This is a genomic window from Cognatiluteimonas lumbrici, assembly GCF_006476065.1.
Lineage (GTDB): Bacteria > Pseudomonadota > Gammaproteobacteria > Xanthomonadales > Xanthomonadaceae > Cognatiluteimonas > Cognatiluteimonas lumbrici.
The window spans coordinates 1,903,672-1,930,543 of the sequence record NZ_ML636798.1; the positions used below are offsets into that span (position 1 = coordinate 1,903,672).

Below are 26,872 nucleotides of genomic sequence, written 5' to 3' on the forward strand. Positions count from 1 at the left end.
CGATGCGCTGGGCGTGGTGGCTGCTGGCCTACGCCGCGCTGGCGCTGGGCATCGTCGGCATCGTGGTGCCCGGGCTGCCGACGGTGCCGTTCGTGCTGCTGTCGGCGTTCGCCGCCGCGCGCGGTTCGGAACGGCTGCACGCCTGGCTGCTGGCGCATCCGCGCTTCGGGCCGATGATCCGCGACTGGCAGTCGCAGGGCGCGGTGAGCCGCAAGGCGAAATGGCTGGCCACCGTGATGATGGCGGTGGCGGCCGTGGTGATGTTCCTGACCGCGCCGGAATGGTGGATGGCCGCGACCGGCACCGGGATCATGGCGGTCACCGCCACCTGGCTGTGGCTGCGCCCGGAACCACGCTGACCCGGGCGACGCCGCGCTACACTCGGCGCATGGACAAGCCCGCCCCCCGGATCGTTCTCCCGCTGGCCCTCGCGGCCGCCGTCCTCCTGCTCGCGGCCTGCGGCAACAAGGGGCCGCTGACCCATGTCGCCGAACCGCCGCCGGTCGTGCCGATGGAGGTGGACGACACCCTCCCTGACACCACCCCGCCCGAGCAGCCGCCGGCCACCGACGTGGCGGTGCCGCCGCCCGCGGACGACATCGACGAGACCCCGCCGCCGCCGGCGACCGGCGACGACGACGGCGGCTGAGCGATGCCGGCAGGGCCGCGCCCGCCGTTGCGCTTCAGCAAGATGCATGGCGCCGGCAACGACTTCGTGGTGCTCGACCTGCGCGACGGCACCCCGCCGCCCGATGCCGCGCTCGGCCGCGCGCTGGGCGACCGCCACAAGGGCGTCGGCTGCGACCAGATCCTGACCATCGAGCCGCCGCGCAGCGCCGGCGCGGTGGCCTCGTACCGGATCTGGAACTCCGACGGCAGTGCCGCGATCCAGTGCGGCAACGGCGCACGCTGCGTCGCCGCGTGGCTGGTGCGCGATGGCAGCGCGCGCGGCGAACGCTTCGAGGTGGACAGCCCGTCCGGCACCCATCCGGTGGAGGTGCTCGGCGACGGCGAGTACCGGATCGAGATGGGGCGGCCGCGGTTCGAGCTGGCGGACATTCCGCTGCACGGCTTCGGGGAAGTCCGCGACGCCTACGAGCTCGAGCTCGACGGCACCCGCGTGGTTTTCGGCGCGGTCGCGGTCGGCAACCCGCACGCGGTGGTCGAGGTGGCGGATGTCGCCGCGGCGCCGGTGCAAATCCTGGGGCCGGCCCTGCAGCGCAGCGGCGCGTTCCCGGAGTCGGTCAACGTCGGCTTCGCGGAAGTGGTGTCGCGCGACGCGATCCGGCTGCGCGTATACGAACGCGGCGCGGGCGAGACCCTGGCCTGCGGCAGCGGCGCCTGCGCCGCCGCGGCGGTGCTGATGCGGCGCGGCCGCGTCGCGCGCGAGGTCGCGGTGCAGCTTCCCGGCGGCACGCTGCACATCGGCTGGCGCGACGACGCGTCCCCGATCACAATGGCGGGGCCGGCGGCATTCGTCTTCGAGGGGGAGTTCGGTCCATGAGCGAAAAACTCGGCGCGCACGAAGTCGCCGCCTTCCTGCGCCGGCACCCGAAGTTCCTGCAGCAGTTCCCGGACCTCGCGCTGAGCATGGTGGTGCCGCGCGAGGAGGGGCCGGCGGCATCGCTGGCCAGCTACCAGCTCGAGGTGCTGCGCGACAAGAACCGCGAGCTGTCGCGGCGGTTGCAGGAACTGTTCGCCAACGCGCAGGAGAACGAGCGCCTGGCCGTGCGCACGCACCAGCTCACGCTGGCGCTGATGAAGCAGTCCAGCGCCGCCGACGCGCTGCGCGCGATGGCGGCCTCGCTGGCCGAGGATTTCCAGGGCGACCTGGTGCGGATCGTGCTGTTCGACGCCGTGGACGGGGTCGACGACGTCGACTGGCTGCGCATCGCCGCGCGCAACGACGCCGGCCTCGAGGCGTTCCGCGACTGCCTCGCCGACGGCAACCCGCTGTGCGGACGCCTGCAGCCGGAGAAGAACGCCTTCCTGTACGGCGACCGCGTCGAGGAGGTGCAGTCGAGCGCGCTGGTGCCGCTGGCCGCCGGCGACGCCAGCCCGATCGGCCTGCTGGCGGTCGGCAGCCGCGATCCCAACCGGTTCTACCCGGGCATGGGCACCCTGTTCCTGCGCATGATGGGCGAGGCCCTCGCCACCGCCCTCCAGCGCTACCGGAACCCCCGATAGGAGCGGCGCTTGCGCCGCGACCAGCCAGTGCAGCAATACCTCGACCACCTCGCGGTCGAGCGCCAGCTCTCGCCCAACACCCTGGACGGCTATCGCCGCGACCTCGACGCGCTGTCGGCCTTTGCCGATGGTCGCGGGCAGGAGCCGGAAGCGCTCGGCAGCGAGGACATCCGCGCCTTCGTCGCCGACGGGCATCGCCGCGGGCTATCGCCGAAGAGCCTGCAGCGGCGCCTGTCCGCGGTACGCAGCTTCTACCGGTGGCTGCTCAGGCACGGCCGCGTGAAGGCCAATCCGGCGGCCGCGGTGCGCGCGCCCAAGGCACCCCGCAAGCTGCCGCAGGTGCTGGACCCGGACGAGGCGAGGGCGCTGGTCGAAGTGCCCACCGACGCGCCGCTGGGCCTGCGCGACCGCGCCCTGCTGGAGCTGTTCTATTCCTCCGGCCTGCGCCTCTCGGAACTGTGCGCGCTGCGCTGGCACGACCTCGACCTCGCGGAGGGCCTGGTCACGGTGCTCGGCAAGGGCCGCAAGCAGCGCACCGTGCCGGTGGGCTCGCACGCCTGCCGGGCGCTGGCCGAATGGCGCAGCGACAGCGGCGGCAAGGACGACGCCCCGGTGTTCCCCGGCCGCAACGGCCCGATCACCCCACGCGCGGTGCAGCTGCGCCTGCGCCAGCTCGCGCAGCGCCAGGGCCTGTTCAAGCGCGTGCACCCGCACCTGCTGCGGCACTCGTTCGCCAGCCACGTGCTGGAATCCTCGGGCGACCTGCGCGCGGTGCAGGAGCTGCTCGGCCACGCCGACATCGCCACCACCCAGATCTACACCCACCTGGACTACCAGCACCTGGCCCGCGTCTACGACGCCGCCCATCCGCGCGCCAAGCGCAAGAAGGTGTAGGAGCAGTCTGTGGGAGCGGCCCCTTGGCCGCGATCGCGCGCAAGGCGCGCTCCCACAGGGAGGCCTTGTCTGTCCGCCCTGCCATCCCCACCTCTTGGGTTCAGCCCCCGGGAGCCCGTGATGGACCCCAGCCAGAACCCCAACGTCTTCCACGCCACGACCATCGTCTCGGTGCGCCGCAACGGCAAGGTCGTGGTCGCCGGCGACGGCCAGGTCACGCTCGGCAACACGGTGATGAAGGCCAACGCGCGCAAGGTGCGCCGCCTCGGCCGCGACGGCCAGGTGCTGGCCGGTTTCGCCGGCGCCGCCGCCGACGCGTTCACGCTGTTCGAACTGTTCGAGGCCAAGCTCGAGAAGCACGGCCAGCTCACCCGCGCCGCGGTCGAGCTCGCCAAGGACTGGCGCACCGAGCGCCGCTTCGGGAAGCTCGAGGCGCTGCTGGTCGTCGCCGACGCCGAGACCTCGCTGGTCGTCTCCGGCACCGGCGACGTGATCGAGCCCGAGGACGGCCTGGTCGCGATCGGTTCCGGCGGCAGCTTCGCCCTGGCCGCGGCGCGCGCGCTGGCCGCGCACACCGAACTGGATGCCAAGGCGATCGCGGAGCATGCGCTGAAGATCGCCGGCGAGATCTGCATCTACACCAACGGCAACATCGTGGTCGAGGAGCTCTGACCGATGCAAAAACTGGAGAACACCTCCGCCACCATGACCCCGCGCGAGATCGTGCAGGAGCTGGACAAGCACATCGTCGGCCAGCAGGACGCCAAGCGCGCGGTCGCGATCGCGCTGCGCAACCGCTGGCGGCGCATGCAGCTCGCGCCGGAGCTGCGCAACGAAGTGATGCCGAAGAACATCCTGATGATCGGCCCCACCGGCGTCGGCAAGACCGAGATCGCGCGCCGCCTGGCGACCCTGGCCAACGCGCCGTTCGTCAAGGTCGAAGCGACCCGCTTCACCGAGGTCGGTTACGTCGGCAAGGACGTCGAGCAGATCATCCGCGACCTCGCCGACACCGCGGTCAAGCTGTACCGCGAGCAGGCCAAGCAGCGCGTGCGCACGCAGGCCGAGGAGCGCGCCGAGGACCGCATCCTCGACGCACTGCTGCCGCGCCGGGAAGTGCCGGCGAGCGGCTTCGGCTTCGGCAACTCCGCCACCGTGGACATCGGCGCCGAGCCGTCCGCGCAGGGCAACGACAGCGAGACCCGCGCCAAGCTGCGCCGCCGCCTGCGCGCCGGCGAGCTAGACGAGCGCGAGATCGAGCTGGAGCTGGCCGCCAACGTCGGCGTGGACATCATGACCCCGCCCGGCATGGAGGAGATGGGCCAGCAGTTGCGGCAGATGTTCTCCAACCTGGGCGGCGGCAGGACCAGCAAGCGCAGCATGACCATCGCCGCCGCGCGTCCGCTGCTGGTGGAGGAGGAGGCGTCGAAGCTGGTCAACGAGGACGAGGTGCGCGAGGCCGCGATCGAAGCCTGCGAGCAGCACGGCATCGTGTTCCTCGACGAGATCGACAAGGTCGCCAAGCGCAGCGAGGGCATGGGTGCGGACGTCAGCCGCGAGGGCGTGCAGCGCGACCTGCTGCCGCTGGTCGAAGGCTCCACGGTCAGCACCAAGTACGGACCGGTGAAGACCGACCACATCCTGTTCATCGCCTCCGGCGCGTTCCACCTGGCCAAGCCGAGCGACCTGATCCCGGAAATGCAGGGCCGCTTCCCGATCCGCGTCGAACTGGGTGCGCTGAGCAAGGACGACTTCGTGCGCATCCTCACCGAGCCGCGCGCGGCGCTGACCACCCAGTACCGGGAACTGCTCAGGACCGAGGGCGTGGAACTGGAGTTCGCGCCGGACGCGATCGACCGCCTCGCGGACATCGCCGCCCAGGTCAACGAGCGCCAGGAGAACATCGGCGCCCGCCGCCTGCACACCGTGCTCGAGCGCCTGCTCGACACCCTCAGCTACGAGGCCCCCGACCGCGGCGGCGAGCGCATCACCATCGACCGCGCCTACGTCGACGCCCACCTCGGCGAGCTGATGCAGGACCAGGACCTCAGCAAGTACATCCTCTGACCTATTCCCTTCTCCCCGCAAGCGGGGAGAAGGTGCCCCCAAGGGGCGGACGAGGGGCGAGCCCTACTCCCCGATGTCCTCGTTCCACACTTCGGGGTTCGCCGCGATCCAGCTGCCGAGCATCTCGATGCACTCGGCGTCCTGCAGGTCCACCACTTCGACCCCGGCCTCGCGCAGCCAGTCGAGCCCGCCGGCGAAGTTGACCGATTCCCCGACCACCACGGTGCCGATGTTGAACTGGCGCACCAGGCCGCTGCAGTACCAGCAGGGGGCGAGGGTGGTGACCATGATGGTGTCCCGGTAGCGGCGCTGGCGACCGGCCTTGCGGAAGGCGTCGGTCTCGCCATGCACGGAGGGGTCTCCCTCCTGCACCCGGCGGTTGTGGCCGCAGCCGAGCAGGCGGCCGTCCTGGTGGTAGAGCGCGGCGCCGATCGGGATGCCGCCCTCGGCCAGACCCTGGCGGGCCTCGGCGATGGCGGTGTCGAGCAGGGCGCGGTAGTCGGGCGTGGCGATCATGCGGGCAACGATAGGGGATAATCGCCCCATGAGCGACCCCGCACGCGACGACGGCACCACCCATTTCGGCTTCCGCGAGGTGCCGACCGCGCAGAAGCAGAAGCTGGTCGGCGAGGTGTTCTCGTCGGTGGCCGGCAAGTACGACCTGATGAACGACCTGATGTCGCTGGGCATCCACCGGGTCTGGAAGCGCTTCTTCGTCGCGACCGCGCAGGTGGCCAAGGGCGACCGTGTGCTCGACCTCGCCGGCGGCACCGGCGACATCGCCGCGCTGCTGCGCGAGCGGGTCGGCGAGTCCGGCGAGATCGTGCTCGGCGACATCAACGGCGACATGCTGCGCGTCGGCCGCGACCGCATGGTCGACCGCGGCAACGTGCGCGGCTTCGAGTACGTGCAGTGCAATGCCGAGGCGCTGCCGTTCCCGGACCGCAGTTTCGACCTGGTGACGATTGCCTTCGGCCTGCGCAACGTCACCGACAAGGACGCCGCGCTGCGCGAGATGCACCGCGTGCTCAAGGTCGGCGGCCAGGCGCGGGTGCTGGAGTTCTCGGAGGTGAAGGCGGACTGGTTCAGGCCGCTGTACGACTTCCACTCGTTCCAGGTGCTGCCGCGCCTGGGGCGGCTGTTCGCGCAGGACGCCGGCAGCTACCAGTACCTGGCCGAGTCCATCCGCAAGCATCCGCCACAGGAAGAACTGAAGGCGATGATGGAAGAGGCGGGTTTCGACCGGGTGTCGTACCGCAACCTCAACGCCGGCATCGTCGCCATCCACACCGGCTATCGCACCTGATCACGGCGTCGGCGGGCCCAGCACCTCCAGCGCGTCGACGATCTCCACCCCCTGCAGCTGCCCCAGCCAGTCGTCGAACCACGGCTTGTGCGACGCACCGACGATCGACAGCACGCGCGCGTCCGGATCGTCGTGGAAGGTCTTGCGGATGTTGGCGACCATGCGCAGGTTGCGCACTTCCCAACCGCCGACCCAGATGCGCGGGTAATCACCGGGCGAGTCCGCGCCCATGGTGGCGTGGACGTTGATCTCGGCCAGCTTCCGCAGGTGCCCCGGATCGTTGACGAAGCGGTAAAGCGGCAACAGGTCACCGGCCCGCAAGAGCGCGTGCTCCTCTTCCTCGCGCATGTCGAACCGGGCGCGGCCGGCGTCCCAGGCCTCGCGCAGCGCCCTGGCGAAGGCGGGGACGTCATCCTCGGCGATGTCGAGGTTGTCGCCAGTGTGGTTGTCCACCGGATGCACGCGTTCCAGGCCGAGCCGCGCGGCCAGGCGCGCGCCGATCAGGTAGCTCTCGTTCCGGCGCGTGGAGATGTCCCGCAGCAGCGCGACCAGGCTGTCGTCGAGGCCGTCGCCGGCATGGCGTTCCGCCTCCGGGAGCCGCAGCCACTGCACATAGGCCGAGGCCCGGTCGCCGGCCGCCAGGAACAGCGACGCGAGCTCCCGGCGTTGCGCAGGCGTCGGACGCTCGGGCCAGTCGGCGAGCACGTCGTCCACCCTGGCGATCGCAGCCGGGATGTCGAGCCCCGTGGCCGCGCGCGCGACTTCGGTGGATGCGCAGTAGTCGTCGCCGTAGATCTCCGGGTAGCGCGAGACGAAATCGCACTCCTCGCCGGACAGCGCCTCGATCGTGATGATCTGCGGGTCGAACGCGGCCAGCCGGTCGAGCAGGCCGTCGAGCACCGCCGGGTCGAAGTCGTCGGGCGCTTCGCGCAGGTGCACCGATCCCAGCACGAGCACCTTCGCCGGCTCGCCGACCATGTCCCGGTCGAGCGTCGTCAGGTCGATCGCATCCTGCGCAAGCGCGGCGGCCGGAGCGGCCAGCGCCATCGCCACCGCTGCGGCCAAGTTCTTCAGGATACTGCCCATCGAGGCCTCCCTTGTCTTCATGGTTGCCAGCCGTAGCTGAGCTTGAGGAACACGCCGCGGCTGCTGTTGAAGAAGGTCGGGTTGTCGTCGTCGAGGAAGCCGCCGAGGGTCGCGCCGGCATACAGCGCGGTGCGCGGATTCACCTTGTACGAATAGATGACCTGGGCGGCGACGTCGCGCGCGTGGCGGTTGACCGGATCCTCGTACAGCGCCGGATCCTTGTCCACCCGGCTGCCCTGGATGGCGACGCGCAGGCGCTGGCGTGGATCGATCTGCCACCCGAAGCGGGTGTCGAACACCGTCGCCGCGAACGCCGTGCCGCCGTCGCGCAGCAGGTCCTGGCGGAACAGGTCGAACTCGATGCTGTAGCCGAGGCCGAGCGAGAATTCGCCCCAAACGTCGAAGTAGCGGCCATGGCCACGGCGTGCCGCCTGCAGGTCGATCTGCGGGCCGACGCGCAGGTTTGCGCCGAGCTTGACGCCCGAACGCGGAGTGAAGTTGCCGTAGGCGTTGAGGTAGGACTCGTCGAACAGCCGGTCTTCCCAGAAGCGTTTGCGGGTGAGGCCGTGGATGCCGAAGGAGCTCTGCAGCGGACCGTTGAACCAGAGCTCCGCCTCCCACTCGCGTTCGAGCAGTTGTCCGTCGGCGCGGTGGGTGACGTCGTAGTCGCCGTTGAGGCCGATGCGCGTCAGCCTGGCCCCGTCGTCGCCGAACCAGGTGTGCCCCAGGCCCACCAGCGAGGTGTCGTAGCCGACCTTGCCCATGAAGCCCAGGTCGGCGCGGAAGCCGGGGTCCACCGCCTCGTGCAGGGCGTCGAACGACCAGGCCCGGCCGTCGTACTCGTAGGCGGCGCGCCAGGCGTTGCCGCCCGGGGCGTGGTCGTCCACCTCGAGCGCGTCCGGGTAGCGCGACTCGCTGCGCAGGAACTGGCCGCCGAGCTTGTGCTTTCCCGACTGCCAGCGCGCGTCCACGCCGGCGACGTCGTTGGCGTAGTCGTCGCCGCGGCGCGAGGTGGCGATCATGCCGATGCTGGTCTCTGTGTTGAGGTCGTGGCGGTAGCGCACCGCGCCGACGTTGGCCGGCTGCCGCAGGACGGTGAAGCTGGAGCCCAGCGAGCCGGGCAGCAGCAGCTGCGTGACCGCGTCGCGCGCCACGAATGCGCCGTATGCACCGTCCCCGGTGCGGCCGGTGGCGCGCAGCCCGTAGTCGGGATCGGCGACCTGGCGGGTGTAGAGCACGTCGAACTGGGTGTTGAAGTAGTCCGCGCCCTCCATGAAGAACGGACGCTTCTCGGGAAAGTACAACGCGAAGTTGCTGGACAGGTCGAGCTGCGCCTGGTCTGACTCGACCTGGGAGAAGTCGGGATTGAGGGTGGCGTTGAGAGTGAGGTCGGGACTCGGCGCCCAGGACACGTCCACGCCGGGTTCCACCTGCAGGCCGTCGCCATGCCACTCCCCGTCGCGGGCGTCGCGCACCTGCACGTCGGTGACGGTCAGCGTCGGTACCACCTCCAGGTTGCGTCCCTGTTCGACGCCGGCCATGCCCTCCACCTTGCCGGCATGGCACATCAGGCAGTTGCCGTCGCGCGGTACCACGACGCTGGCAATCTGGTGGCGGATGTTGCGCGGATAGTTCCGGAAGGCGATCACGCCCCAGCGGCGGGCACCGTCGGTGTCGCGGAAGCGCAGGGTCGAGAACGGAATCCGGATCTCGACCTGGTAGCCGCCGGGCGTGATCCGGCCGGCGCTGGTCCACAGGCCGTCCCAGGACGGATCCTCGTTGTTGGTCGCGTCCTCGCGGACCAGGTCCATCTGCACGCCCAGCGGGTTGACGAAGATTTCGTAGGCGCGGCGCTGGTCGTCGAAGGTGTCCAGCATGACGCCGACGAAGTCGTCGCTGAAGGAAGAGTCGCGGTCGGCGAGGTGCGCGCGGATCCTCGAGGGGTCCGGGTCGCGGGCGTCGAACGCCATGTACAGCGCGTCGCGGGTATGGCCGATGCGCAGGACGGTGGCAACCGGGGCCGGGACGTTGTCGCCGGGGTTGATCTCGTACGCCAGGTCGATGGTCGCCGCCTGTTGCCAGGCGCCTTCATCGATGACGCCGTCGATGGCGATGTCGCCGGTCAGTTGCGGGATCGTCGTGGGCGTGGCTTGCGCGGCCCCGTCGCGAGCCAGGGCGGCGGCGGGCAGTGCGAGCAGCAGGCAGCAGGACAGGGCCTGGAGGAGGCGCAGGGTGGGGGCGTGCACGCGGGTTCCTTCGCGATGGTGTCGAGGGTGGAGATGCCCGGGACGCCGCCATGGTTGCCATGACGGAAGTTGGCCAACCATCGGCACCGCGGCGTTCGCAGTACACTCGAAGGTCTGTTCCCCGCCGTTCCGGAGCCCCCCTCCATGCGCAAGACCCTGCTGCTGTTGTCCGCCGCCGCGCTGCTCGCCGCCTCCGCCTGCGCGCGCGATCCCGCACCCGCCGACGCCACAGCGCAGCCGGGCGCCACGGCCGCCGCGGACCCGGCCGAGGACGCACTCTCGTACGCCGAGCCCGGCAAGGTCACGACCACGGCGCTGGCCCTCGACCTGGCGCTCGATTTCGACCAGCGCACCATCGCCGGTACCGCCACCTACACCCTCGACTGGCTGGACGACGCGGCCACCGAACTGGTGCTCGACACCCGCGACCTCACCATCGAGAGCGTCGAGGGCGAGGGCGCCGACGGCAGCTGGCAGCCGTTGCAGTACACCCTGGCCGACGCCGACTCGCTGCTCGGCAGCAAGCTGACCATCGAGGCGCCGGAGCGCAACGCCAGCATCCGCGTCGCCTACCGCACCTCGCCCGAGGCCTCCGGCCTGCAGTGGCTGACCCCGGCGATGACGGAGGGCGGCAAGCAGCCCTTCATGTTCAGCCAGTCGCAGCAGATCCACGCGCGTTCGTGGGTGCCGCTGCAGGACACGCCGAGCGTCCGCTTCACCTACACCGCGCACGTCACCGCCCCGGCCGACGCCATGGTGCTGATGAGCGCCGACAACGACCCGCAGGCCGAGCGCGACGGCGACTACAGCTTCGAGATGCCGCAGCCGATCCCGTCCTACCTGCTCGCGATCGCCGCCGGCGACCTGGTGTTCGAGCCGATCAGCGCCCGCAGCGGCGTCTGGGCCGAGCCGGCGATGGTGTCCCGCGCCGCCGCCGAGTTCGCCGACACCGAGAAGATGATCGAGGTCACCGAACAGCTCTACGGCCCCTACCGCTGGGAGCGCTACGACATGCTGGTGCTGCCGCCCTCGTTCCCCTACGGCGGCATGGAGAACCCGCGCATCAGCTTCATCACCCCGACCGTGATCGTCGGCGACAAGTCGCTGGTGTCGCTGATCGCGCACGAGCTGGCGCACAGCTGGTCCGGCAACCTGGTCACCTTCTCGACGCCCAAGGACGCCTGGCTCAACGAGGGCGTGACCAGCTACGTCGAGAACCGCATCATCGAGGAGCTCTACGGCAAGGAGCTGGCCGACATGGAGTTCGTGATCGCGCGCAACGCACTGAGCGCCGGGCTGGAGGACATGCCGGAACAGGCGCGCGCGCTGGCGATCCGCCCCGACGTGCGCGTCGCCGCCGGCGATCCGCTGACCGAGGTCGCCTACGACAAGGGCGCGTGGTTCCTGGAGTTCCTCGAGGAGCGCTTCGGGCGCGAGGCCTTCGATCCGTTCCTGCGTGGCTACTTCGACCACTTCGCGTTCCAGTCGATCCCGACCACCACCTTCATCGCGTACGCGCAGGAGCACCTGCTCGACAAGCATCCCGGCAAGGTCACCCGCGAGGAGCTGGAGGAGTGGATCTACGGCACCACGATTCCGGACTCGGCGCCGGAGATCGTGTCGGCGCCGCTGCAGGCAGTGGACGATGCGCGCGCGGCCTGGCTGGCCGACGGCACACTGCCGCCGCGTAGCGCCACCGATGCCTGGAGCACCCAGGAGTGGCTGCACTTCCTGGACGGCATGCCGCAGACGCTCACGCAGGAGCAGATGGCGGCGCTCGACGCGGCCTACGAGTTCACCGGCACGCGCAACGGCGAGGTCGCGATGCGTTGGTACCCGCTGGCGGTGCGCAGCGGCTACGACGTCGTCAACGACGACATGGCCGCGTTCATGCAGCGCGTCGGTCGCCGCAAGCTGATCATGCCGATCTACCACGCGCTGGTGCAGGCGCCGGAAGGCCTCGCGTTCGCCAAGGACGTGTTCGCGAAGGCGCGCCCCGGTTACCACCCGATCACAACCGGCTCGGTGGAGGCCGCGATCGCCGCCGCCGAGGGCGTCGAGATCCCGCAGGTCGCGCAGTGAGCCGGGCGCGCCTCCCGGCGGCCGTCGTGCTGGGGCTGGCCATCGCGGCCGGCGCCGGCTGCAACCGCGAGGAGCGCCTGGCCGAGCAGGCCGCGGCCCAGGCGGCCGCGGCGGAACGCGCGGCGGAGGAGGGCGCGGCGGCGTTCGACGCCGCCGTGGCCGACAAGAACTGGCAGCTGGCCAAGGCCCAGGGCGACGTGCTGCTGGCCAAGTACCCGACCAGCGCAGCCGCCGCCCGCGTGGGCGAACGCATGCCCGAGGTCACCGCGAAAGCCGAGGCGCAGCGCGAGGAGGCGCGGCTTGCCGGCCTCTGGAGCTATCCGCGCCAGGCGGCCGGCGCCGGCGAGCAGCGCTCGGCGGTGATCTGGTCGAAGGAGGAGGTGGACCTCGGCGACGGCGCGCCGTCGCGCGTGCAGCTGGTGTTCCGCGACCACCCGGAGTGGGGCCGCAGCAGTTACCTGGTGCTGCAGTCCGGCGACTTCGACTGTTATCGCAAGTGCCGGGTGCCGGTGACCGTGGACGACGGCGCGGCCTCGCGCATGTCGGCCTACCGCCCGGATACCGACGAAGCCATCGCCATGTTCATCGAGGACGACGCCGCGCTCTGGCGCATGGCACGGGAGGCCGGGACGCTGGCGATCGAGTTCCCGGTCGAGGCCGGCGGCACCCGCACCGCCACCTTCGAGACCGGCGGCCTCGACCCCGGCCGCATGCCCTGGTAGCTACAGCGCGTAGCCGAACTGGCGGCGGAACTCTTCGGCGAACTCGTCGTAGCTGAAGCGCTGGTTCTGGGTGCCGTGGTGCTCGACCTTGAGCGAGCCCATCAGGTTGCCGATGCGGCCGATGGTCTTCCAGTCGTAGCCGCGCTCGATGCCGAAGATCAGCCCGGCGCGGAAGGCGTCGCCGCAGCCGGTGGGGTCGGCGATGCAGCGCTCCTTGGCCGGCGGCGCCTCGATCACCTCGCCATCGGCGTAGATCACCGCGCCCTTGGGGCCGCGGGTGGCGATGTAGGCCTTCACCTTGCCGGCGATGGTGGCCTCGTCCCAGCCGGTGCGCTCCTGCAGTAGGTTGGACTCGTAGTCGTTGACGGTGACGTAGTCGGCCTGCTCGATGAACTCGCGCAGCTCGGCGCCGTTGAACAGCGGCATGGCCTGGCCCGGGTCGAACACGAACGGGATCCCGGCCTCGCGGAACTCGCGCGCGTTCTGGATCATGCCGTCGCGGCCGTCGGGGCTGACGATGCCGATGGTGACCCCGGGCACGTCGCGGACGTGGTTCTCGTGCGAGCGCATCATCGCCCCCGGGTGGAAGGCGGTGATCTGGTTGTTGTCGTGGTCGGTGGTGATGAAGGCCTGCGGGGTGAACAGCTCCGGGATCTCCTTGACCCGCGACAGGTCGATGCCCAGCCCGGCGAAGTACTCCCGGTAGGGGCCGAAATCCTGGCCCACGGTGGCCATCGGGATGGGGTCCCCGCCCAGCAGCTTGAGGTTGTAGGCAATGTTGCCGGCGCAGCCCCCGAATTCCCGCCGCATCCTCGGCACCAGGAAGGACACGTTGAGGATGTGCACCTTGTCCGGGAGGATGTGGTTCTTGAACTGGTCGGGGAAGACCATGATGGTGTCGTAGGCGAGGGAGCCGCAGATCAGCGCAGCCATGGGCAGGTCTCGGAGGGCTGGGACGGAGGTCGCGGCCGGAGTGCGACCGGCGGCGCGCGCTAGGGTAACGGCTGGCGCCCGCCGGGGCCAGAGTTTGCTAGGCTAGCCCATCCCCCGCGCGCGCCCGTTTGCCACCTTTTACTGGGATTCCCCGCTCGATGTTCAAGAAGTTCCGCGGCATGTTCTCCAACGACCTGTCGATCGACCTCGGCACGGCCAACACCCTCATTTACGTCCGCGGCCAGGGAATCGTCCTGAACGAGCCTTCGGTGGTGGCGATCCGCCAGGACCGCCTTGCCGGCAACACCCGCACGGTGGCGGCGGTGGGCACCGAGGCCAAGCAGATGCTGGGGCGCACCCCGGGCCACATCACCACCATCCGGCCGATGAAGGACGGCGTCATCGCCGACTTCACCTACACCGAGGAAATGCTCAAGCATTTCATCCGCAAGGTGCACAAGTCGCGGCTGCTGCGGCCGAGCCCGCGGGTGCTGGTGTGCGTGCCGGCCGGCAGCACCCAGGTCGAGCGCCGCGCGATCAAGGAGTCGGCCGAGGAGGCCGGCGCCCGCGAGGTGTTCCTGATCGAGGAGCCGATGGCGGCCGCGATCGGCGCCGGCATGCCGGTGACCGAGGCGCGCGGCTCGATGGTCGTGGACGTCGGCGGCGGCACCACCGAGGTCGCGGTGATCGCGCTCAACGGCATCGTCTACTCGCAGTCCGTGCGCATCGGCGGCGACCGCTTCGACGAGGCGATCATCGCCTACGTGCGGCGCATGCACGGCATGCTGATCGGCGACGCCACCGCCGAGAAGACCAAGCTCGACATCGGCTGCGCCTACAAGCCCGAGGAAGTGCGCGAGATCGAGGTCTTTGGCCGCCACCTCGCCGAGGGCGTGCCGAAGATGATCACCATCAACTCGAACGAAGTGCTGGAGGCGCTGCACGAGCCGCTGGCCGGGATCGTCGCGGCGATCCGCCAGGCGCTCGAGCAGACCCCGCCGGAGCTGTCCGCGGACGTCGCCGAGCGCGGCATCGTGCTCACCGGCGGCGGCGCGCAGCTGCGCGGCCTCGACCGCCTGATCAGCGAGGAGACCGGCCTGCACGTGCAGGTCGCGGACGACCCGCTGACCTGCGTCGCCCGCGGCGGCGGCCGCGCGCTGGAGCTGGTGGACATGCACGGGAACGAGTTCTTCGCACCCGAGTAAGCGGACGCCGTGCCTTCCTACGGTTCCGCCTCGCCCCGCCCCAGCGATGTCGCCGGAACCCTGCGCCTGCTCGCCTACCTGGCGCTGGCGGTGGCGCTGATCGTGCTCGACCACCGCGGCGGCTGGCTGTCGCAGGCACGGCAGCAGGCCACGGTGCTGGCGCAGCCGCTGTGGTGGCTGGCGGGGCTGCCCTCGCGCATCGGCGATGCGCTCGGCGACAACGCCACCACCCGCGCCCGCCTGGCGGAAGAGAACCGCACGCTGCGCAACGCGCTGCTGCTCAGCGGCGCGCGGGTCTCGCGGCTGCAGACCGCGGCCGCCGAGAACGAGCGCCTGCGCGGGCTGCTCGGCGCCGCGCGCCGCGGCGGCCTCGACGTGCAGCTTGCGCCGATCCTCGACATCGACCTCGACCCCACCCGCCAGCGGCTGGTGCTCGACGCCGGCAGCAACGACGGCGTGCGCGCCGGGCAGAGCGTGATCGACGCCGGCGGGCTGGTGGGGCAGGTGATCGCGGTGCGCCCGGACAACGCCACCGTGCTGCTGCTCACCGATCCCGACCACGCCGTGCCGGTGATGGTCGCGCGCACCGGCGTGCGCCTGGTCGCCTACGGCAAGGGCCGCAGCGGCACGCTCGAGCTGGCCAACATCCCGCTGTCGGCGGACGTGCGGGTCGGCGATGCGGTGATCACCTCGGGCATCGGCGGGCGCTTCCCGGCCGGGTTCCCGGTAGGCACCGTCACCGCGCTGCACCCCGACGACAGCCACGCCTTCCTTGTCGGCGACCTGACACCGGCGGCACAGCTGGACCGCGGCCGCGACGTGCTGCTGCTGCGCGAGCAGGGGGTGGGCCCGTGAGCCGCCAGCGCAATCCCTGGCTGCTGCCGGTGAGCATCCTCGCCGCGCTGCTGCTCGGCCTGCTGCCGCTGCCGGAAATGCTGCAGGCGCTGCGTCCGTACTGGCTGGCGCTGGTGCTGGTCTACTGGCTGATCGAGGCGCCCGAGCGCGCCGGCCTCGGGCTCGCCTTCCTGACCGGGCTGTGCGCGGACCTGGCCTTCGGCAGCATCCTCGGCGAGCAGGCGCTGCGGCTGGTGATCATGGCCTTCATCGTCGGCCGCTTCCGCGCCCAGCTCCGCTTCTTCCCGTTGTCGCAGCAGGCGCTGGCGATCGGCGGCCTGCTGCTCAACGACCGCGTGGTCGCCGCGGTGCTTCACCTGATGCTCGACGAGCCGCAACTGCCCGCGAGCTTCTGGTGGTCGCCGTTGACCGGCATGCTGCTGTGGCCGCCGGTGTTCGTGCTGCTCGACCGGTTCCGGCTCGGCGGCCGGGGCTGAGCGCATGCGCCCGCGCCGCCGACAGCTCAAGTCGCCCGCCGCGGAGGCCGCGCAGTTCCGCCGCCGCGCGCTGCTCGGCTTCGTGGTGGTGGTGGTGTCGCTGCTGGGCCTGGCCGGGTGGTACTACCGGCTGCAGGTGCTCGAGCACACCCGCTACGCGCTGCAGTCCGAGGCCAACCGGCTGAAGCTGCGCCCGGTGCTGCCGGGGCGCGGACTGATCCTCGATCGCAAGGGCCGAGTACTGGCCGACAACGTGCCCGCGTACCGGCTCGACGTCACCCCGCTGGAGGCCGGGCCGCCCGGGGACTGGCTGCCGCAGCTGCGCCGGATCGTGGCCCTGGACGACGAGGCCGTCGCCCGGTTCGAGGAGGCGCGGCGCACCGGCAAGCGCTTCCGCCCGATCACGCTGAAGCCGCGGGTGGGGCCGGAGGAAGTCGCGCGCTTCGCGGTGGACCGCTGGCGCTTCCCCGGCGTCGAGCTCGTGCCCTACCTCAACCGGCGCTATCCGCACGGGCAGTTGCTGGCGCACGTGATCGGCTACGTCGGCCGCGTCGACGAGGACGACCTCGCGCAGCTGGGCGAGGGCGAACGCGCCTTCACCCACGTCGGCAAGACCGGCATCGAGCGCTACTACGACGAGATCCTGCGCGGGCGCATCGGATACGAGCAGGTCGAGACCAACGTCGAGGGCCGCGCGCTGGCCACCGTCGGACGCGTGCCGGCGGTGCCGGGCACCGACCTGCGGCTGTCCATCGACCTCGACCTGCAACGGGCCATGGTCACCGCGTTCGGCGACCACGACGGCTCGGCGGTGGCGGTGGACCCGCGCACCGGCGAGATCCTGGCGATGGTCAGCCTGCCGTCCTACGACCCCAACCTGTTCGTCAACGGCATCTCGCACGCGGCCTACCGCGCGCTGATGGACAACCCGTCGCGGCCGCTGTTCAACCGCAACGTGCTCGGCGGGGGACCGCCGGGCTCGACGGTGAAGCCGTTCATGGCGCTGGCCGGGCTCGACAGCGGGCTGCGCACGCCGGAGGACCGCGTCATGTCCACCGGCGAATTCCACATCCCGGGCCAGCGCCGCGGCTACCGCGACTCGCACGCCGGCGGCCACGGCTGGACCGACCTGCGCAAGTCCATCGCCGCCTCGGTCAATACCTACTATTACCAGCTGGCGCTGGACATGGGCATCGAGCGGCTCGCGCAGTGGATGCGGCGCTACGGCTTCGGCCAGCGCACCGGCATCGACCTGGTCGGCGAGAGCGAGGGCATCGTGCCGTCGCCGGAGTGGAAGCGGCAGAACAGCCGCGAGCCCTGGTACACCGGCGAGACCGTGATCGCGGGCATCGGCCAGGGCTTCTGGAAGGCGACCACGCTGCAGCTCGCGCGTGCGACCGCGGCGCTCGCCGACGACGGCCACCTGCGCCGGCTGCACTTGGCGAGCGAACGGCGCGACGGCTACGAGGCGCCGTGGCGACCGATGGCCCAGCCCGCGCCGGTGTCCATCAGCGACGACCCGCAGCACATGCAGGCGGTGCGCGAGGGCATGGAGATGACCATGCAGCCCGGCGGCACCGGCTACTACTCGGCCGGGCGCGGCGCGCCGTACACCATCGCCGGCAAGACCGGCACCGCGCAGCGCGTCAGCCGCACCGGCTCGGTCAGCGTGGATCCGCACCAGTTGCCGCTGGCGCTGCGCCACCAGGCCTGGTTCATCGGCTACGCACCGGCGGACAAGCCGACCATCGCGGTCGCGGTCGCGGTCGAGCACGGTGGCTTCGGCTCGAGCACCGCGGCGCCGATCGCGCGCGCGGTGATGGACGCCTGGATCCTGGGACGCTCGCCGCAACCGGTGGCGCCGGCCGCGGGCCAGCAGGTGGTGTCGTTCGGCAACGTCGAGGGGCGCGTGCGATGAGCGCCATCCTGCGCTGGCTGTTCGACCTCGCCGCGCGCCTGCTGCGCACGCTGGACTGGCAGCTGTGCGCCGCGCTGTTCGCGTTGATGGGCATCGGCCTGGCGGTGCTGTACAGCGCCGGCGGCGGATCGAAGTCGCTGGTGGTCGCGCAGGCCGCGCGCTACGCGGTCGGCTTCGGCGCGCTGTGGGCGTTGTCGCGGATCCCGCCGCACCGCCTGCGCAACGCCACCCCCGCGGCCTACGTGCTGACCATCGTGCCGCTGCTGCTGGTGCTGGCGATCGGCACCGGCCGCCATGGCCGCCACTGGATCGACCTGGGCGTGTTCTTCTTCCAGCCAGCCGAACTGCTCAAGCTGAGCCTGCCGATGATGGTGGCGTGGTACCTCAACGGCGAGCCGCTGCCGCCGCGCTTCCGGGTGGTGCTGGTGGCGCTGGGCATCATCTTCGTGCCGACCGCGCTGATCCTGCTGCAGCCCGACTTCGGCACCGCGATGCTGGTCGCCGCGAGCGGCGCGTTCGTGCTGTTCCTGGCGGGGCTGTCGTGGTGGTGGTTCGGCGCCGCGTTCGCGGGCCTCGCGGCGGCCGCGCCGGCGGCGTGGTTCTGGGTGCTCAAGCCGTACCAGAAGGATCGCATCCTCACCTTCCTGGACCCGGAGTCGGATCCGCTCGGTGCCGGCTGGAACATCATCCAGTCGAAGATCGCGATCGGCGCCGGCGGGCTGACCGGGAAGGGCTGGCTGCAGGGCTCGCAGTCGCACCTGGACTACCTGCCCGAGCACACCACCGACTTCATCTTCGCGGTGCTCAGCGAGGAGTTCGGCTGGGCCGGGGTGGCCACGGTGCTGGCGCTGTACCTGTTCATCATCGGCCGTTGCCTGTGGATCGCGGCCGAGGCGCGCGACGGCTATTCGCGCCTGCTCGCGGGCAGCCTCGGTTTGGCGCTGTTCGTGTACGTGATCGTGAATGGGGGCATGATCTCCGGGCTGTTGCCGGTGGTGGGCGTGCCGATGCCGCTGCTCAGCTACGGCGGCACTTCTGCGGTGTCGCTGCTGGCCGGAATGGGCGTGGTGATGGCGGTGCGCGCGCACAAGCCGATGCACGGGCATTAAGCGGCTGCGTGATAACCTCGTGAGCATGAAGATCGCCCTGATTCCAGCGCTCGCGATGGCCTTGGCCGCGTGTGCCACGCCCGCCCCGCCGCCGCCCGCCGACACCGCCGTGGTGGCACCGGAACCGCCGCCCGCAGCCGGGCCCGGACCGGTCGCGACGCCCGACGTGGATCCGCTGCCCGAGCCGCGCGACCGCCCACCGGCCCCGGCCGCGGTGACCGACCCGTCGTTGCCGCTGGAGCAGCGCCAGGCGAACTTCGTGGCCTACGCGGTCGAGCATTACGGCGCCGACGCCGACACCGTGCGCGCGGCGCTGGCCCAGGCCGAGTACAAGCAGTCGATCATCGACGCGATCAGCCGTCCGGCGGAGAAGGTCCGCTCCTGGGCCGACTACCGCCCGATCTTCATGACCGATGCGCGCATCTCCGGCGGCCAGGCCTTCTACCGCGAGCACCGCGAGGCGCTGGAGCGGGTCGCCGCGGACAGCGGCGTGCCGGCCGAGTACATCGTCGCGATCATCGGGGTGGAAACCAGCTACGGGCGCATCACCGGCAACTACCGCGTGCTCGACGCGCTGACCACGTTGGCCTTCCACTATCCGAAGCGGGCGCCGTTCTTCGCCGCCGAGCTCGCGCACCTGTTCGCGCTGTCGCGGGAAGAGGGGCTGGACATCGCGACCATCAAGGGCAGCTACGCCGGCGCCATGGGCTGGGGCCAGTTCATGCCGTCGAGCTACCGCATCTGGGGCAAGGACGGCGACGGCGACGGCCGCCGCGACCTGCTCGGCGACACCAACGACATCTTCGCCTCCATCGCCAACTACTTCGCCGACCACGGCTGGCAGCGCGGGCAACCGGTGGCGGCGCGCGCCGACCGCGACCCGGGCGCGCGCGACCTGGCGCCGGATTCGCCGAAGCCGCAGTGGACGCTGTCCGAGCTCGCGGCGATGGGCTACTCGGTGCGCCCGGGCGAGCCGGTCCCGGGCGATGCCGGGCCGCGCGCGACCCTGGTGGCCTTCGACGGCGCCGACGGCCGCGAGTACTGGATCGGCTACCGCAACTTCTACGTGATCACCCGCTACAACCACTCGCCGATGTACGCGATGGCCGTGCACCAGCTGGCGCAGGCGATCCGCGACGGCGTCGGCGCGCCGCCGGGAGCCGCCGGCGCATGAGCGCCGCGCGCTGCGCGCGACTGCTGGTGGCGGCCTGCGCGGCCGCAGGCATCGCGGCCTGCGGCAGCACGCCACCGAAGCCGCCGCCGCCCGGGACCAAGGTGGTGGTCGAGAACCACGGCACCGCCGGCAAGCGCAGCAACCCGCCGCGCCGCTCGCCGTATCCGCCGGCGCAGGAAGACCTGTCCAAGCGCGGCAACTACGTCGCCGGCGGCCTGTACGCGCCGGGCGTGAAGGACAGCGCGCCGGAAGGCGGCATCCCCGACGTGCACCTGATCCCGGAGCCGGAAGTGCGCGCCGAGCCGCGCTCGAAGTACGGCAACCGCTCGCCCTACAAGGTGCTCGGCAAGAGCTACTACGTGCGCGACAGCGCCGAGGGCTACGACGAGGTCGGCATCGCCTCCTATTACGGCAGCAAGTTCCATGGCCGCCGCACCTCGAGCCTGGAGGTGTACGACATGTACGCGTTCACGGCCGCGCACAAGACGCTGCCGCTGCCCAGCTACGCGCGCGTGACCAACCTTGGCAACGGGCAGTCGGTGGTGGTGCGCGTCAACGACCGCGGACCGTTCCACGACGGCCGCATCATCGATCTCAGCTACGCCGCGGCGGTGAAGCTGGGCGTGGACCGCGCCGGCACCGCGCGCGTGCGCGTGGTCGGCCTGAGCCCGGGCGAGAACGCGCGCGTCGAGCACGACGCGGTGGCCGCCGCCGTGCAGGAGGCGCCACGGCCCGCCGCGGTCGAGCCGCTGCCGGAGTCGCCGATGGACGCGCTGGTCGGCGAGCTGCCGGCGCAACTGGTCGCCAGCGCCACCCCGGTCGCCGGCGGCCCGAGCGCGGCCCCGCCCACCCCCGCGCCCACCCCCGCGCCCGCGCCCGCGCAGCCGCCGGTCGCGCCGGGCGTCGAATTCCAGGTCGCCAGCTTCGGCAGCCGCGAGAACGCGGAGCGCGCGCTGGCCGTGCTCGCGGGGGCCGGCATCGACGGCGCCCGCCTGCTCGACGCCGATGCCGGCGGCCGCCGCGTCTGGCGCCTGCGCGTGGGCCCGGTCGCCGAATCCGCGGCCGACGCCCTCGCCGCGCGCATCAGCGGGCTCGGCTTCGGCCAGCCCCAGCCCGTGCGCGAGTAGACTTTCCCTTTCGCTCCACGCATTCCGTCCAGAAGAAGAGCCGTTGTCTTGAAGAAAACTGCCGCCACCCTCGTCCTCGCCCTTGCTGCGACATTCACCGCGGCCACCGGGATCGCCGTTGCCCAGGACCAGCCGCCCCAGCCGTCGAAGCCGCAGCCGGCCGCGCTGAGCGAGACGCTGCCGATCCCGCCGGCGCCGGTGCCGGGCAAGGCCGCGGCCTGGGTGCTGATGGATTACGCCACCGGCCAGGTACTCGCCGGCGAGAACATCCATGCGCGCCGCGAGCCGGCCAGCATCACCAAGGTCATGACCTCGTACGTGATCGCCGCGGAAATGGCCGCCGGCAAGATCAGCGAGGACGACGAGGTGATGATGAGCGAGCACGCCTGGCGGACCGGCGGCGCCGGCACCGACGGCAGCTACAGCGGCTTCCCGGTCAACAAGACCGCGCCGCTGGTGCAGATGGAGAAGGGCATGGTGGTGCAGTCCGGCAACGACGCCGCGATCGCGCTCGCCGAGCACGTCGCCGGCAGCGAGGAGGCCTTCGCCGCGCTGATGAACGCCTACGCGAAGCGCATCGGCATGGAGAACACCCACTTCGTCAATCCGCACGGCCTGCCGCACGAGGACCACTACTCCACCGCCTACGACCTGGCGCTGCTCGGCCGCGCGCTGATCCGCGACTACCCGAAGGCGTACTCGTACAACAGCATCAAGGAATTCACCGTCGGCCCGATCACCCAGCCCAACCGCAACGTGCTGCTGTGGCGCGACAAGTCGGTGGACGGGATCAAGACCGGCCACACCAACGCCGCCGGCTACTGCCTGATGGCGTCGGCCAAGCGCGGCGACCAGCGCCTGATCTCGGTGGTGCTCGGCGACACCAGCGAGAACCAGCGCGCGGTGCATTCGCAGGCGCTGCTCAACTGGGGCTTCCGCTTCTACGAGACCCACAAGCTGTACGACGCCGGGCAGGCGGTGGCCACGCAGAAGCTGTGGAAGGGCCAGGCCAACGAAGTCAGGCTGGGCGTGGCCGAGCCGCTCCTGGTCAGCACGCCGCGCGGCAAGTACGAACAGCTCAAGCCGACCATGGACGTGCCGCAGACCCTGGTCGCGCCGATCGCCAAGGGCCAGCGGATCGGCACGGTGAAGGTGTCGCTGGACGGCAAGGTGGTCGCCGAACGGCCGCTGGTGGCGCTGGAGGCGGTCGAGGAAGCGGGTTTCTTCAAGCGCCTGTGGCACGAGTTCCTGATGTGGTGGAACTCCCTGTAGGAGCGGCGCTCGCGCCGCGACCAATCCATATGGAAATCAAATCCGACAATCCGGAACACGGCTTCCAGTTCCCCGGCGAGTTCGAGATCACCGCGATGGGCCCGGCCGGCACCGGCCTGGAGGAGATCATCCCGTCGCTGCTCGAGGCCGCGGACCTGGCGGTGCTGCGCGAGACCGTGAGCACGCGCGAGTCCAGCGGCGGCAAGTTCGTCTCCGTGCGGGTGAGCTTCCGCGCCGAGTCGCGCGAGCAGTACGAAGTGGCGCACGCGGTGCTGCGCGAACACCCCGAAGTGAAGTGGACGCTGTAGCGGGCCGCCGCGACTGCCTGGTCCGCGACCTCGGCAGGCAGCCGTACGAGCCGGTGTGGCGGGCGATGCAGCGCTTCACCGACGCGCGCACCGAGGCCACCCCCGACGAGCTGTGGCTGGTCGAGCACGATCCCGTGTTCACCCTCGGCCAGGCCGGCCGTCCCGAGCACGTGCTGGCCGCCGGCGACATCCCGGTGGTCCGCGTTGACCGCGGCGGCCAGGTCACCTACCACGGGCCCGGCCAGATCGTGGCCTACCCGCTGCTGGACCTGCGCCGGCTGAAACTCGGCGTGCGCGACTACGTCTGCCGCATCGAGCAGGCGGTGATCGATACCCTGGCCGAGTGGAACATCGAGGGCCGGCGCCGCGACGGCGCGCCCGGCGTCTACGTCAACGGCGCCAAGGTCGCCGCGCTCGGCATCCGCGTGCGCCGCGGCTGCTGCTTCCACGGCCTGGCCTTCAACATCGCCATGGACCTGGAGCCCTTCCACCGCATCAATCCCTGCGGCTACGCCGGGCTGGAGGTGGTGGCGATGGCGGACCTGGGCGGTCCCGGCAGCGTCGAGGCGGTGAAGCCGGTGCTGCTGGCGGCGATGGGCGAGGCCCTGGGCCTGCGCCCGGTGCCCGCCGATGCGACAATGGCGGCATGAGCAAGGCCATCCCGATCACCACCCTGGAGCCGGCCAGCCTCGAGCCCGGCGCGCGCCAGGTCGCGGCCGACAAGATCGCGCGTTCGCCGGTGCAGTTCGCCGACGCGCCGGTGCTGCGCAAGCCGTCCTGGATCCGGGTCCGGATACCGTCCGGCAACGCCGTGCAGAAGCTCAAGGAGAAGCTGCGCGCGAACCGCCTGGTGACGGTGTGCGAGGAGGCGAGCTGCCCGAACATCCACGAGTGCTTCGGCCACGGCACCGCCACCTTCATGATCCTCGGCGAGGTCTGCACCCGCCGCTGCTCGTTCTGCGACGTCGCCCACGGCCGCCCGAAGCCGCCGGACCCGGCCGAGCCGCTGCACCTGGCGCAGACGGTCAAGGACATGGGCCTGAAGTACGTGGTGGTCACCAGCGTGGACCGCGACGACCTGCGCGACGGTGGCGCCGGCCACTTCGTGGACTGCATCACCGCCATCCGCGAGATGAGCCCGGGCACGAAGATCGAGATCCTGACCCCGGACTTCCGCGGCAAGGGCCGCATGGAGCGCGCGCTGGAGATCCTGGCCGCGAACCCGCCGGACGTGTTCAACCACAACATCGAGACCGTGCCCGACCTGTACCGGAACGTGCGCCCGGGCGCGGACTACCAGTGGTCGCTGACCCTGCTCCGGAAGTTCAAGCAGCAGCACCCCGGGATCCCGACCAAGTCCGGGATCATGCTCGGCCTCGGCGAGACCCTGGAGCAGGTCCACCAGACCCTGCGCGACCTGCGCGCCCACGACGTGGACATGGTCACCATCGGCCAGTACCTGCAGCCCAGCCCCCACCACCATCCGGTCCTGCGCTACTGGACCCCGGACGAGTACAAGGCGCTGGAGGCGTTCGGCATGGGCCTGGGCTTCAGCCACGTGGCCTCCGGGCCCATGGTCCGTTCGTCATACCATGCCGATCGGCAGGCGGCAGAGGCCGGCGCCGCGTAGCAAGCTGTGGGAGCGGCGGAAGCCGCGATCGGGCAGCCACTGTTCACCTCACGCCTTTGCCGGGCAGGTAGAGTCGAGCCATGAAGACCCCCCGCACCCTGCTGGTCCTCGCCCTGGTGGCCCCGCTGGCCTTGCTCGCACGCCCACAGGCGGCGACCTCGCAGGCCGGCGAGTCGCTTGGGCAGGGCCCCACCGCCGACCAGGTCACCACCGCCAAGCTGGTCTACGGACTGCTCTCGGACAGCCGCTACGCCTACCGGCCGCAGCCGCTCGACGACGCGCTCTCGGCCGACATCTTCGACCGCTACCTCGAGGCGCTCGACCCCGGCCGCATGCTGTTCACGGCCGCGGACGTGGAGCGCTTCGCGCGCTACCGCACGGCGCTGGACGACGCCATCAAGTCCGGCAAGCTCGAGCCCGCGTACGCGATGTTCGCGCTGTACCAGCAACGCATGAACGAGCGTTCCGCCTACGCGCGAAAGCTGCTCGGGCAGGACATCTTCGACTTCACCGGCGACGACCGCTGGCACTACGACCGCGAGGACGTGCCGTGGGCCAAGTCGGCGGCGGAGCTCGACAAGGCGTGGCGGCAGTCGGTGCGCAACGACTGGCTGCGCCTGAAGCTCGCCGGCAAGGAGCCGGCCGAGATCCGCAAGACGCTGGACAAGCGCTACGCCAACATGGCCGAGAATGCGAACGAGCTCGACGCCACCGACGCGTTCACCAGCTTCATCAACGCCTACACCGGCTCGATCGATCCGCACACCGATTACTTCGATCCGCGCAGCGCGGAGCGCTTCAACCAGTCCATGTCGCTGTCGCTCGAGGGCATCGGCGCGCAGCTGCAGAAGCAGGACGACGTGGTGGTGATCCGCGAGGTGCTGCCGGGCGGCCCGGCGATCAAGAGCGGCCAGCTCGAGGCCGGCGACCGCATCGTCGGCGTCGGCCAGGGCGACAGCGGGCCGATGGAGGACGTGGTCGGCTGGCGCATCGACGACGTGGTCGCCAAGATCAAGGGACCAAAGGGCACCAAGGTGCGCCTGGACATCATCCCGCCCGAGGCCGGCATGGACAGCAAGCCCCGGCGCGTGGTGCTGGTGCGCGACAGGATCCGCCTGACCGAGCAGGCCGCCAAGTCGAAGATCCTCGAGGTGCCGGCGCGCGGCGACCTGCCGGCGCGGCGCATCGGCGTGATCGAGCTGCCCGGCTTCTACCAGGACTTCGCCGGCCGCCGCAGCAACAAGGCCGACTACGTGTCCGCCACCCGTGACGTCGCCCGCCTGCTGGCGCAGTTCCGCGAGCGCAAGGTGGACGGGGTGGTCATGGACCTGCGCAACAACGGCGGCGGCTCGCTGGCAGAGGCGGTGGAACTCACCGGCCTGTTCATCGACCAGGGCCCGGTGGTGCAGGTGCGCGAGTCCGGCGGCCGCGTCAGCGTCGAGTCCGACCGCGACCCGGGCGTGGCCTGGGACGGCCCGCTGGCGGTGCTGGTCAACCGCGGCTCGGCCTCGGCCTCGGAGATCTTCGCCGGCGCCATCCAGGACTACGGCCGCGGCCTGGTGGTCGGTGAGCCGACCTTCGGCAAGGGCACGGTGCAGAACCTGGTGGACCTGGACCGCTGGCCCGGCAACGAGGAAACCCGCTTCGGTCAGGTCAAGCTGACCATCGCGCAGTTCTTCCTGCCCGGCGGCAGCAGCACCCAGAACAAGGGCGTCATCCCCGACATCACCTTCCCGGTGAGCGTGGACGCCAGCGAGTTCGGCGAGAGCACCTACGACAACGCGCTGCCGTGGACCCGGATCGCGCCGGTGCCGCACAAGCGCTACGGCAACTTCACCCCGATGCTGGCGCAGCTCGACGCCCTGCACGATGCGCGCGTGCGCGAGAACAAGGAGTTCCAGTGGTGGGCCGAGGACGTGGCCCGCTTCCGCAGCGAGCGCGCCAAGGGCTTCGTCTCGCTCAACGAGGCCGAGCGCCGCGCCGAGCGCGACGCCGAGGCCGCGCGCCGCAAGCAGCGCCAGGAGCTGCGCAAGGAGCTCGGTCTGAAGCTGGACCCGCTGGCGACCACCGTGCTCGACGACGGCCTCCAGGCCAACGAGCGCAACGTGGTCGAGGACGCGGCGCGCGAGAAGGCCGCCGAGGACCGCCCGGACCCGCTGCTGCGCGAGGCCGCGGCGATCCTGGCCGACGCCACCGCGCTGCTGGTCGAGGACCAGAAACTGGCCGCGCAAGTTCTGACCGAGACCGGCCGCGCGACGCACTGGGCGGAGTAGAA

The 26,872-nt window shown here is 71.1% G+C and carries 25 protein-coding genes and 1 pseudogene; 22 read left to right on the top strand and 4 right to left on the bottom strand.

Annotation, left to right across the window (positions count from 1 at the left end; genetic code table 11):
* Window positions 1–2: 2 nt before the first annotated feature.
* The 7 genes from E4F25_RS09220 (at window position 3) to hslU (ending at window position 5,148) form a co-directional block, all read left to right on the top strand.
* Window positions 3–359, top strand: coding sequence for a YbaN family protein (locus E4F25_RS09220; RefSeq protein WP_140909850.1), 357 nt, complete (start codon window positions 3–5; stop codon window positions 357–359).
* 29 nt (window positions 360–388) lie between these two features.
* Window positions 389–649, top strand: a complete 261-nt coding sequence (gene lptM / locus E4F25_RS09225) for an LPS translocon maturation chaperone LptM (protein WP_140909851.1) — start codon at window positions 389–391, stop codon at window positions 647–649.
* 3 nt (window positions 650–652) lie between these two features.
* Window positions 653–1,504 carry a diaminopimelate epimerase gene (gene dapF / locus E4F25_RS09230; protein WP_140909852.1) on the top strand — a complete coding sequence of 284 codons (852 nt, stop codon included), beginning with the start codon at window positions 653–655 and terminating at the stop codon, window positions 1,502–1,504.
* Window positions 1,501–2,187: a DUF484 family protein gene (locus tag E4F25_RS09235; RefSeq protein ID WP_140909853.1), complete on the top strand. Its 687-nt coding sequence runs from the start codon at window positions 1,501–1,503 to the stop codon at window positions 2,185–2,187. Before dapF ends, E4F25_RS09235 begins: the two co-directional genes overlap by 4 nt.
* A gap of 9 nt (window positions 2,188–2,196) precedes the next feature.
* Window positions 2,197–3,081 carry a tyrosine recombinase XerC gene (xerC, locus tag E4F25_RS09240; RefSeq protein ID WP_140909854.1) on the top strand — a complete coding sequence of 295 codons (885 nt, stop codon included), beginning with the start codon at window positions 2,197–2,199 and terminating at the stop codon, window positions 3,079–3,081.
* 120 nt (window positions 3,082–3,201) lie between these two features.
* Window positions 3,202–3,753, top strand: a complete 552-nt coding sequence (hslV, locus tag E4F25_RS09245) for an ATP-dependent protease subunit HslV (protein ID WP_140909855.1) — start codon at window positions 3,202–3,204, stop codon at window positions 3,751–3,753.
* Between the two features lie 3 nt (window positions 3,754–3,756).
* The gene (hslU, locus tag E4F25_RS09250; protein ID WP_140909856.1) at window positions 3,757–5,148 is read left to right on the top strand and encodes an ATP-dependent protease ATPase subunit HslU; all 1,392 of its coding nucleotides are present in this window, start codon (window positions 3,757–3,759) and stop codon (window positions 5,146–5,148) included.
* Between the two features lie 63 nt (window positions 5,149–5,211).
* Here hslU and E4F25_RS09255 read toward each other — a convergent pair whose 3' ends face one another.
* Window positions 5,212–5,664 carry a nucleoside deaminase gene (locus E4F25_RS09255; protein WP_140909857.1) on the bottom strand — a complete coding sequence of 151 codons (453 nt, stop codon included), beginning with the start codon at window positions 5,662–5,664 and terminating at the stop codon, window positions 5,212–5,214.
* A 28-nt stretch (window positions 5,665–5,692) separates the two neighbouring features.
* On the opposite strand from E4F25_RS09255, the gene ubiE reads away from it, so the two are divergent.
* A complete protein-coding gene (gene ubiE, locus E4F25_RS09260) occupies window positions 5,693–6,454 on the top strand; it encodes a bifunctional demethylmenaquinone methyltransferase/2-methoxy-6-polyprenyl-1,4-benzoquinol methylase UbiE (RefSeq protein WP_181168254.1) in 762 nt (253 codons plus the stop codon).
* Here the strand turns inward: ubiE and E4F25_RS09265 are convergent, their stop codons facing one another.
* Both E4F25_RS09265 and E4F25_RS09270 read right to left on the bottom strand, forming a co-directional pair.
* On the bottom strand, window positions 6,455–7,519 hold the full coding sequence (locus tag E4F25_RS09265) for a DUF5694 domain-containing protein (RefSeq protein WP_407062831.1): 1,065 nt from the start codon (window positions 7,517–7,519) through the stop codon (window positions 6,455–6,457).
* A gap of 38 nt (window positions 7,520–7,557) precedes the next feature.
* A complete protein-coding gene (locus E4F25_RS09270) occupies window positions 7,558–9,786 on the bottom strand; it encodes a carbohydrate binding family 9 domain-containing protein (RefSeq protein WP_181168255.1) in 2,229 nt (742 codons plus the stop codon).
* Window positions 9,787–9,930: 144 nt separating this feature from the next.
* Here E4F25_RS09270 and E4F25_RS09275 point away from each other — a divergent pair, with 144 nt between their 5' ends.
* Window positions 9,931–11,868, top strand: coding sequence for a M1 family metallopeptidase (locus E4F25_RS09275; RefSeq protein ID WP_140909860.1), 1,938 nt, complete (start codon window positions 9,931–9,933; stop codon window positions 11,866–11,868).
* Window positions 11,865–12,590: a hypothetical protein gene (locus E4F25_RS09280; protein WP_246069841.1), complete on the top strand. Its 726-nt coding sequence runs from the start codon at window positions 11,865–11,867 to the stop codon at window positions 12,588–12,590. Before E4F25_RS09275 ends, E4F25_RS09280 begins: the two co-directional genes overlap by 4 nt.
* On the opposite strand, the gene E4F25_RS09285 is transcribed toward E4F25_RS09280, so the two are convergent.
* A complete protein-coding gene (locus E4F25_RS09285; RefSeq protein WP_140909861.1) occupies window positions 12,591–13,523 on the bottom strand; it encodes a carbohydrate kinase family protein in 933 nt (310 codons plus the stop codon).
* A gap of 158 nt (window positions 13,524–13,681) precedes the next feature.
* Here E4F25_RS09285 and E4F25_RS09290 point away from each other — a divergent pair, with 158 nt between their 5' ends.
* The 12 genes and pseudogenes from E4F25_RS09290 (at window position 13,682) to E4F25_RS09345 (ending at window position 26,870) form a co-directional block, all read left to right on the top strand.
* A complete protein-coding gene (locus E4F25_RS09290) occupies window positions 13,682–14,728 on the top strand; it encodes a rod shape-determining protein (protein ID WP_140909862.1) in 1,047 nt (348 codons plus the stop codon).
* Between the two features lie 9 nt (window positions 14,729–14,737).
* The gene (gene mreC / locus E4F25_RS09295; RefSeq protein ID WP_140909863.1) at window positions 14,738–15,583 is read left to right on the top strand and encodes a rod shape-determining protein MreC; all 846 of its coding nucleotides are present in this window, start codon (window positions 14,738–14,740) and stop codon (window positions 15,581–15,583) included.
* Window positions 15,580–16,059, top strand: a complete 480-nt coding sequence (gene mreD / locus E4F25_RS09300) for a rod shape-determining protein MreD (protein WP_140909864.1) — start codon at window positions 15,580–15,582, stop codon at window positions 16,057–16,059. The genes mreC and mreD overlap by 4 nt, the downstream gene beginning before the upstream one ends.
* A gap of 4 nt (window positions 16,060–16,063) precedes the next feature.
* Window positions 16,064–17,923: pseudogene (gene mrdA / locus E4F25_RS09305) on the top strand (penicillin-binding protein 2); the annotation flags it as partial.
* A gap of 50 nt (window positions 17,924–17,973) precedes the next feature.
* Complete coding sequence (rodA, locus tag E4F25_RS09310; protein ID WP_140909866.1) at window positions 17,974–19,086, top strand: rod shape-determining protein RodA; 1,113 nt, start codon at window positions 17,974–17,976, stop codon at window positions 19,084–19,086.
* 25 nt (window positions 19,087–19,111) lie between these two features.
* Window positions 19,112–20,260, top strand: coding sequence for a lytic murein transglycosylase B (mltB, locus tag E4F25_RS09315; RefSeq protein WP_140909867.1), 1,149 nt, complete (start codon window positions 19,112–19,114; stop codon window positions 20,258–20,260).
* A complete protein-coding gene (locus tag E4F25_RS11665; RefSeq protein ID WP_140909868.1) occupies window positions 20,257–21,387 on the top strand; it encodes a septal ring lytic transglycosylase RlpA family protein in 1,131 nt (376 codons plus the stop codon). The genes mltB and E4F25_RS11665 overlap by 4 nt, the downstream gene beginning before the upstream one ends.
* Before the next feature lie 48 nt (window positions 21,388–21,435).
* Window positions 21,436–22,659, top strand: a complete 1,224-nt coding sequence (locus E4F25_RS09325) for a D-alanyl-D-alanine carboxypeptidase family protein (RefSeq protein ID WP_140909869.1) — start codon at window positions 21,436–21,438, stop codon at window positions 22,657–22,659.
* A 29-nt stretch (window positions 22,660–22,688) separates the two neighbouring features.
* Window positions 22,689–22,967 (top strand): DUF493 family protein, encoded by a 279-nt coding sequence (locus E4F25_RS09330; RefSeq protein ID WP_140909870.1) that lies wholly within the window; start codon window positions 22,689–22,691, stop codon window positions 22,965–22,967.
* Complete coding sequence (gene lipB, locus E4F25_RS09335; RefSeq protein ID WP_140909871.1) at window positions 22,955–23,617, top strand: lipoyl(octanoyl) transferase LipB; 663 nt, start codon at window positions 22,955–22,957, stop codon at window positions 23,615–23,617. Before E4F25_RS09330 ends, lipB begins: the two co-directional genes overlap by 13 nt.
* Window positions 23,614–24,597 carry a lipoyl synthase gene (lipA, locus tag E4F25_RS09340; RefSeq protein ID WP_140909872.1) on the top strand — a complete coding sequence of 328 codons (984 nt, stop codon included), beginning with the start codon at window positions 23,614–23,616 and terminating at the stop codon, window positions 24,595–24,597. The genes lipB and lipA overlap by 4 nt, the downstream gene beginning before the upstream one ends.
* Before the next feature lie 80 nt (window positions 24,598–24,677).
* Window positions 24,678–26,870, top strand: coding sequence for a carboxy terminal-processing peptidase (locus E4F25_RS09345; RefSeq protein ID WP_140909873.1), 2,193 nt, complete (start codon window positions 24,678–24,680; stop codon window positions 26,868–26,870).
* The last annotated feature ends 2 nt before the right edge of the window (window positions 26,871–26,872 follow it).

Excerpts from the sequence above, each read along its gene's own strand:
- E4F25_RS09330 (WP_140909870.1), top strand. The coding sequence starts at position 22,689 with ATGGAAATCAAATCCGACAATCCGGAACACGGCTTCCAGTTCCCCGGC.
- E4F25_RS09235 (WP_140909853.1), top strand. The coding sequence starts at position 1,501 with ATGAGCGAAAAACTCGGCGCGCACGAAGTCGCCGCCTTCCTGCGCCGG.
- ubiE (WP_181168254.1), top strand. The coding sequence starts at position 5,693 with ATGAGCGACCCCGCACGCGACGACGGCACCACCCATTTCGGCTTCCGC.
- E4F25_RS09275 (WP_140909860.1), top strand. The coding sequence starts at position 9,931 with ATGCGCAAGACCCTGCTGCTGTTGTCCGCCGCCGCGCTGCTCGCCGCC.
- E4F25_RS09345 (WP_140909873.1), top strand. The coding sequence starts at position 24,678 with ATGAAGACCCCCCGCACCCTGCTGGTCCTCGCCCTGGTGGCCCCGCTG.
- E4F25_RS11665 (WP_140909868.1), top strand. The coding sequence starts at position 20,257 with ATGAGCGCCGCGCGCTGCGCGCGACTGCTGGTGGCGGCCTGCGCGGCC.
- hslU (WP_140909856.1), top strand. The coding sequence starts at position 3,757 with ATGCAAAAACTGGAGAACACCTCCGCCACCATGACCCCGCGCGAGATC.
- E4F25_RS09255 (WP_140909857.1), bottom strand. The coding sequence starts at position 5,664 with ATGATCGCCACGCCCGACTACCGCGCCCTGCTCGACACCGCCATCGCC.
- dapF (WP_140909852.1), top strand. The coding sequence starts at position 653 with ATGCCGGCAGGGCCGCGCCCGCCGTTGCGCTTCAGCAAGATGCATGGC.
- lipA (WP_140909872.1), top strand. The coding sequence starts at position 23,614 with ATGAGCAAGGCCATCCCGATCACCACCCTGGAGCCGGCCAGCCTCGAG.
- hslV (WP_140909855.1), top strand. The coding sequence starts at position 3,202 with ATGGACCCCAGCCAGAACCCCAACGTCTTCCACGCCACGACCATCGTC.
- E4F25_RS09285 (WP_140909861.1), bottom strand. The coding sequence starts at position 13,523 with ATGGCTGCGCTGATCTGCGGCTCCCTCGCCTACGACACCATCATGGTC.
- E4F25_RS09220 (WP_140909850.1), top strand. The coding sequence starts at position 3 with ATGCGCTGGGCGTGGTGGCTGCTGGCCTACGCCGCGCTGGCGCTGGGC.
- rodA (WP_140909866.1), top strand. The coding sequence starts at position 17,974 with ATGAGCGCCATCCTGCGCTGGCTGTTCGACCTCGCCGCGCGCCTGCTG.
- lptM (WP_140909851.1), top strand. The coding sequence starts at position 389 with ATGGACAAGCCCGCCCCCCGGATCGTTCTCCCGCTGGCCCTCGCGGCC.
- E4F25_RS09290 (WP_140909862.1), top strand. The coding sequence starts at position 13,682 with ATGTTCAAGAAGTTCCGCGGCATGTTCTCCAACGACCTGTCGATCGAC.
- mltB (WP_140909867.1), top strand. The coding sequence starts at position 19,112 with ATGAAGATCGCCCTGATTCCAGCGCTCGCGATGGCCTTGGCCGCGTGT.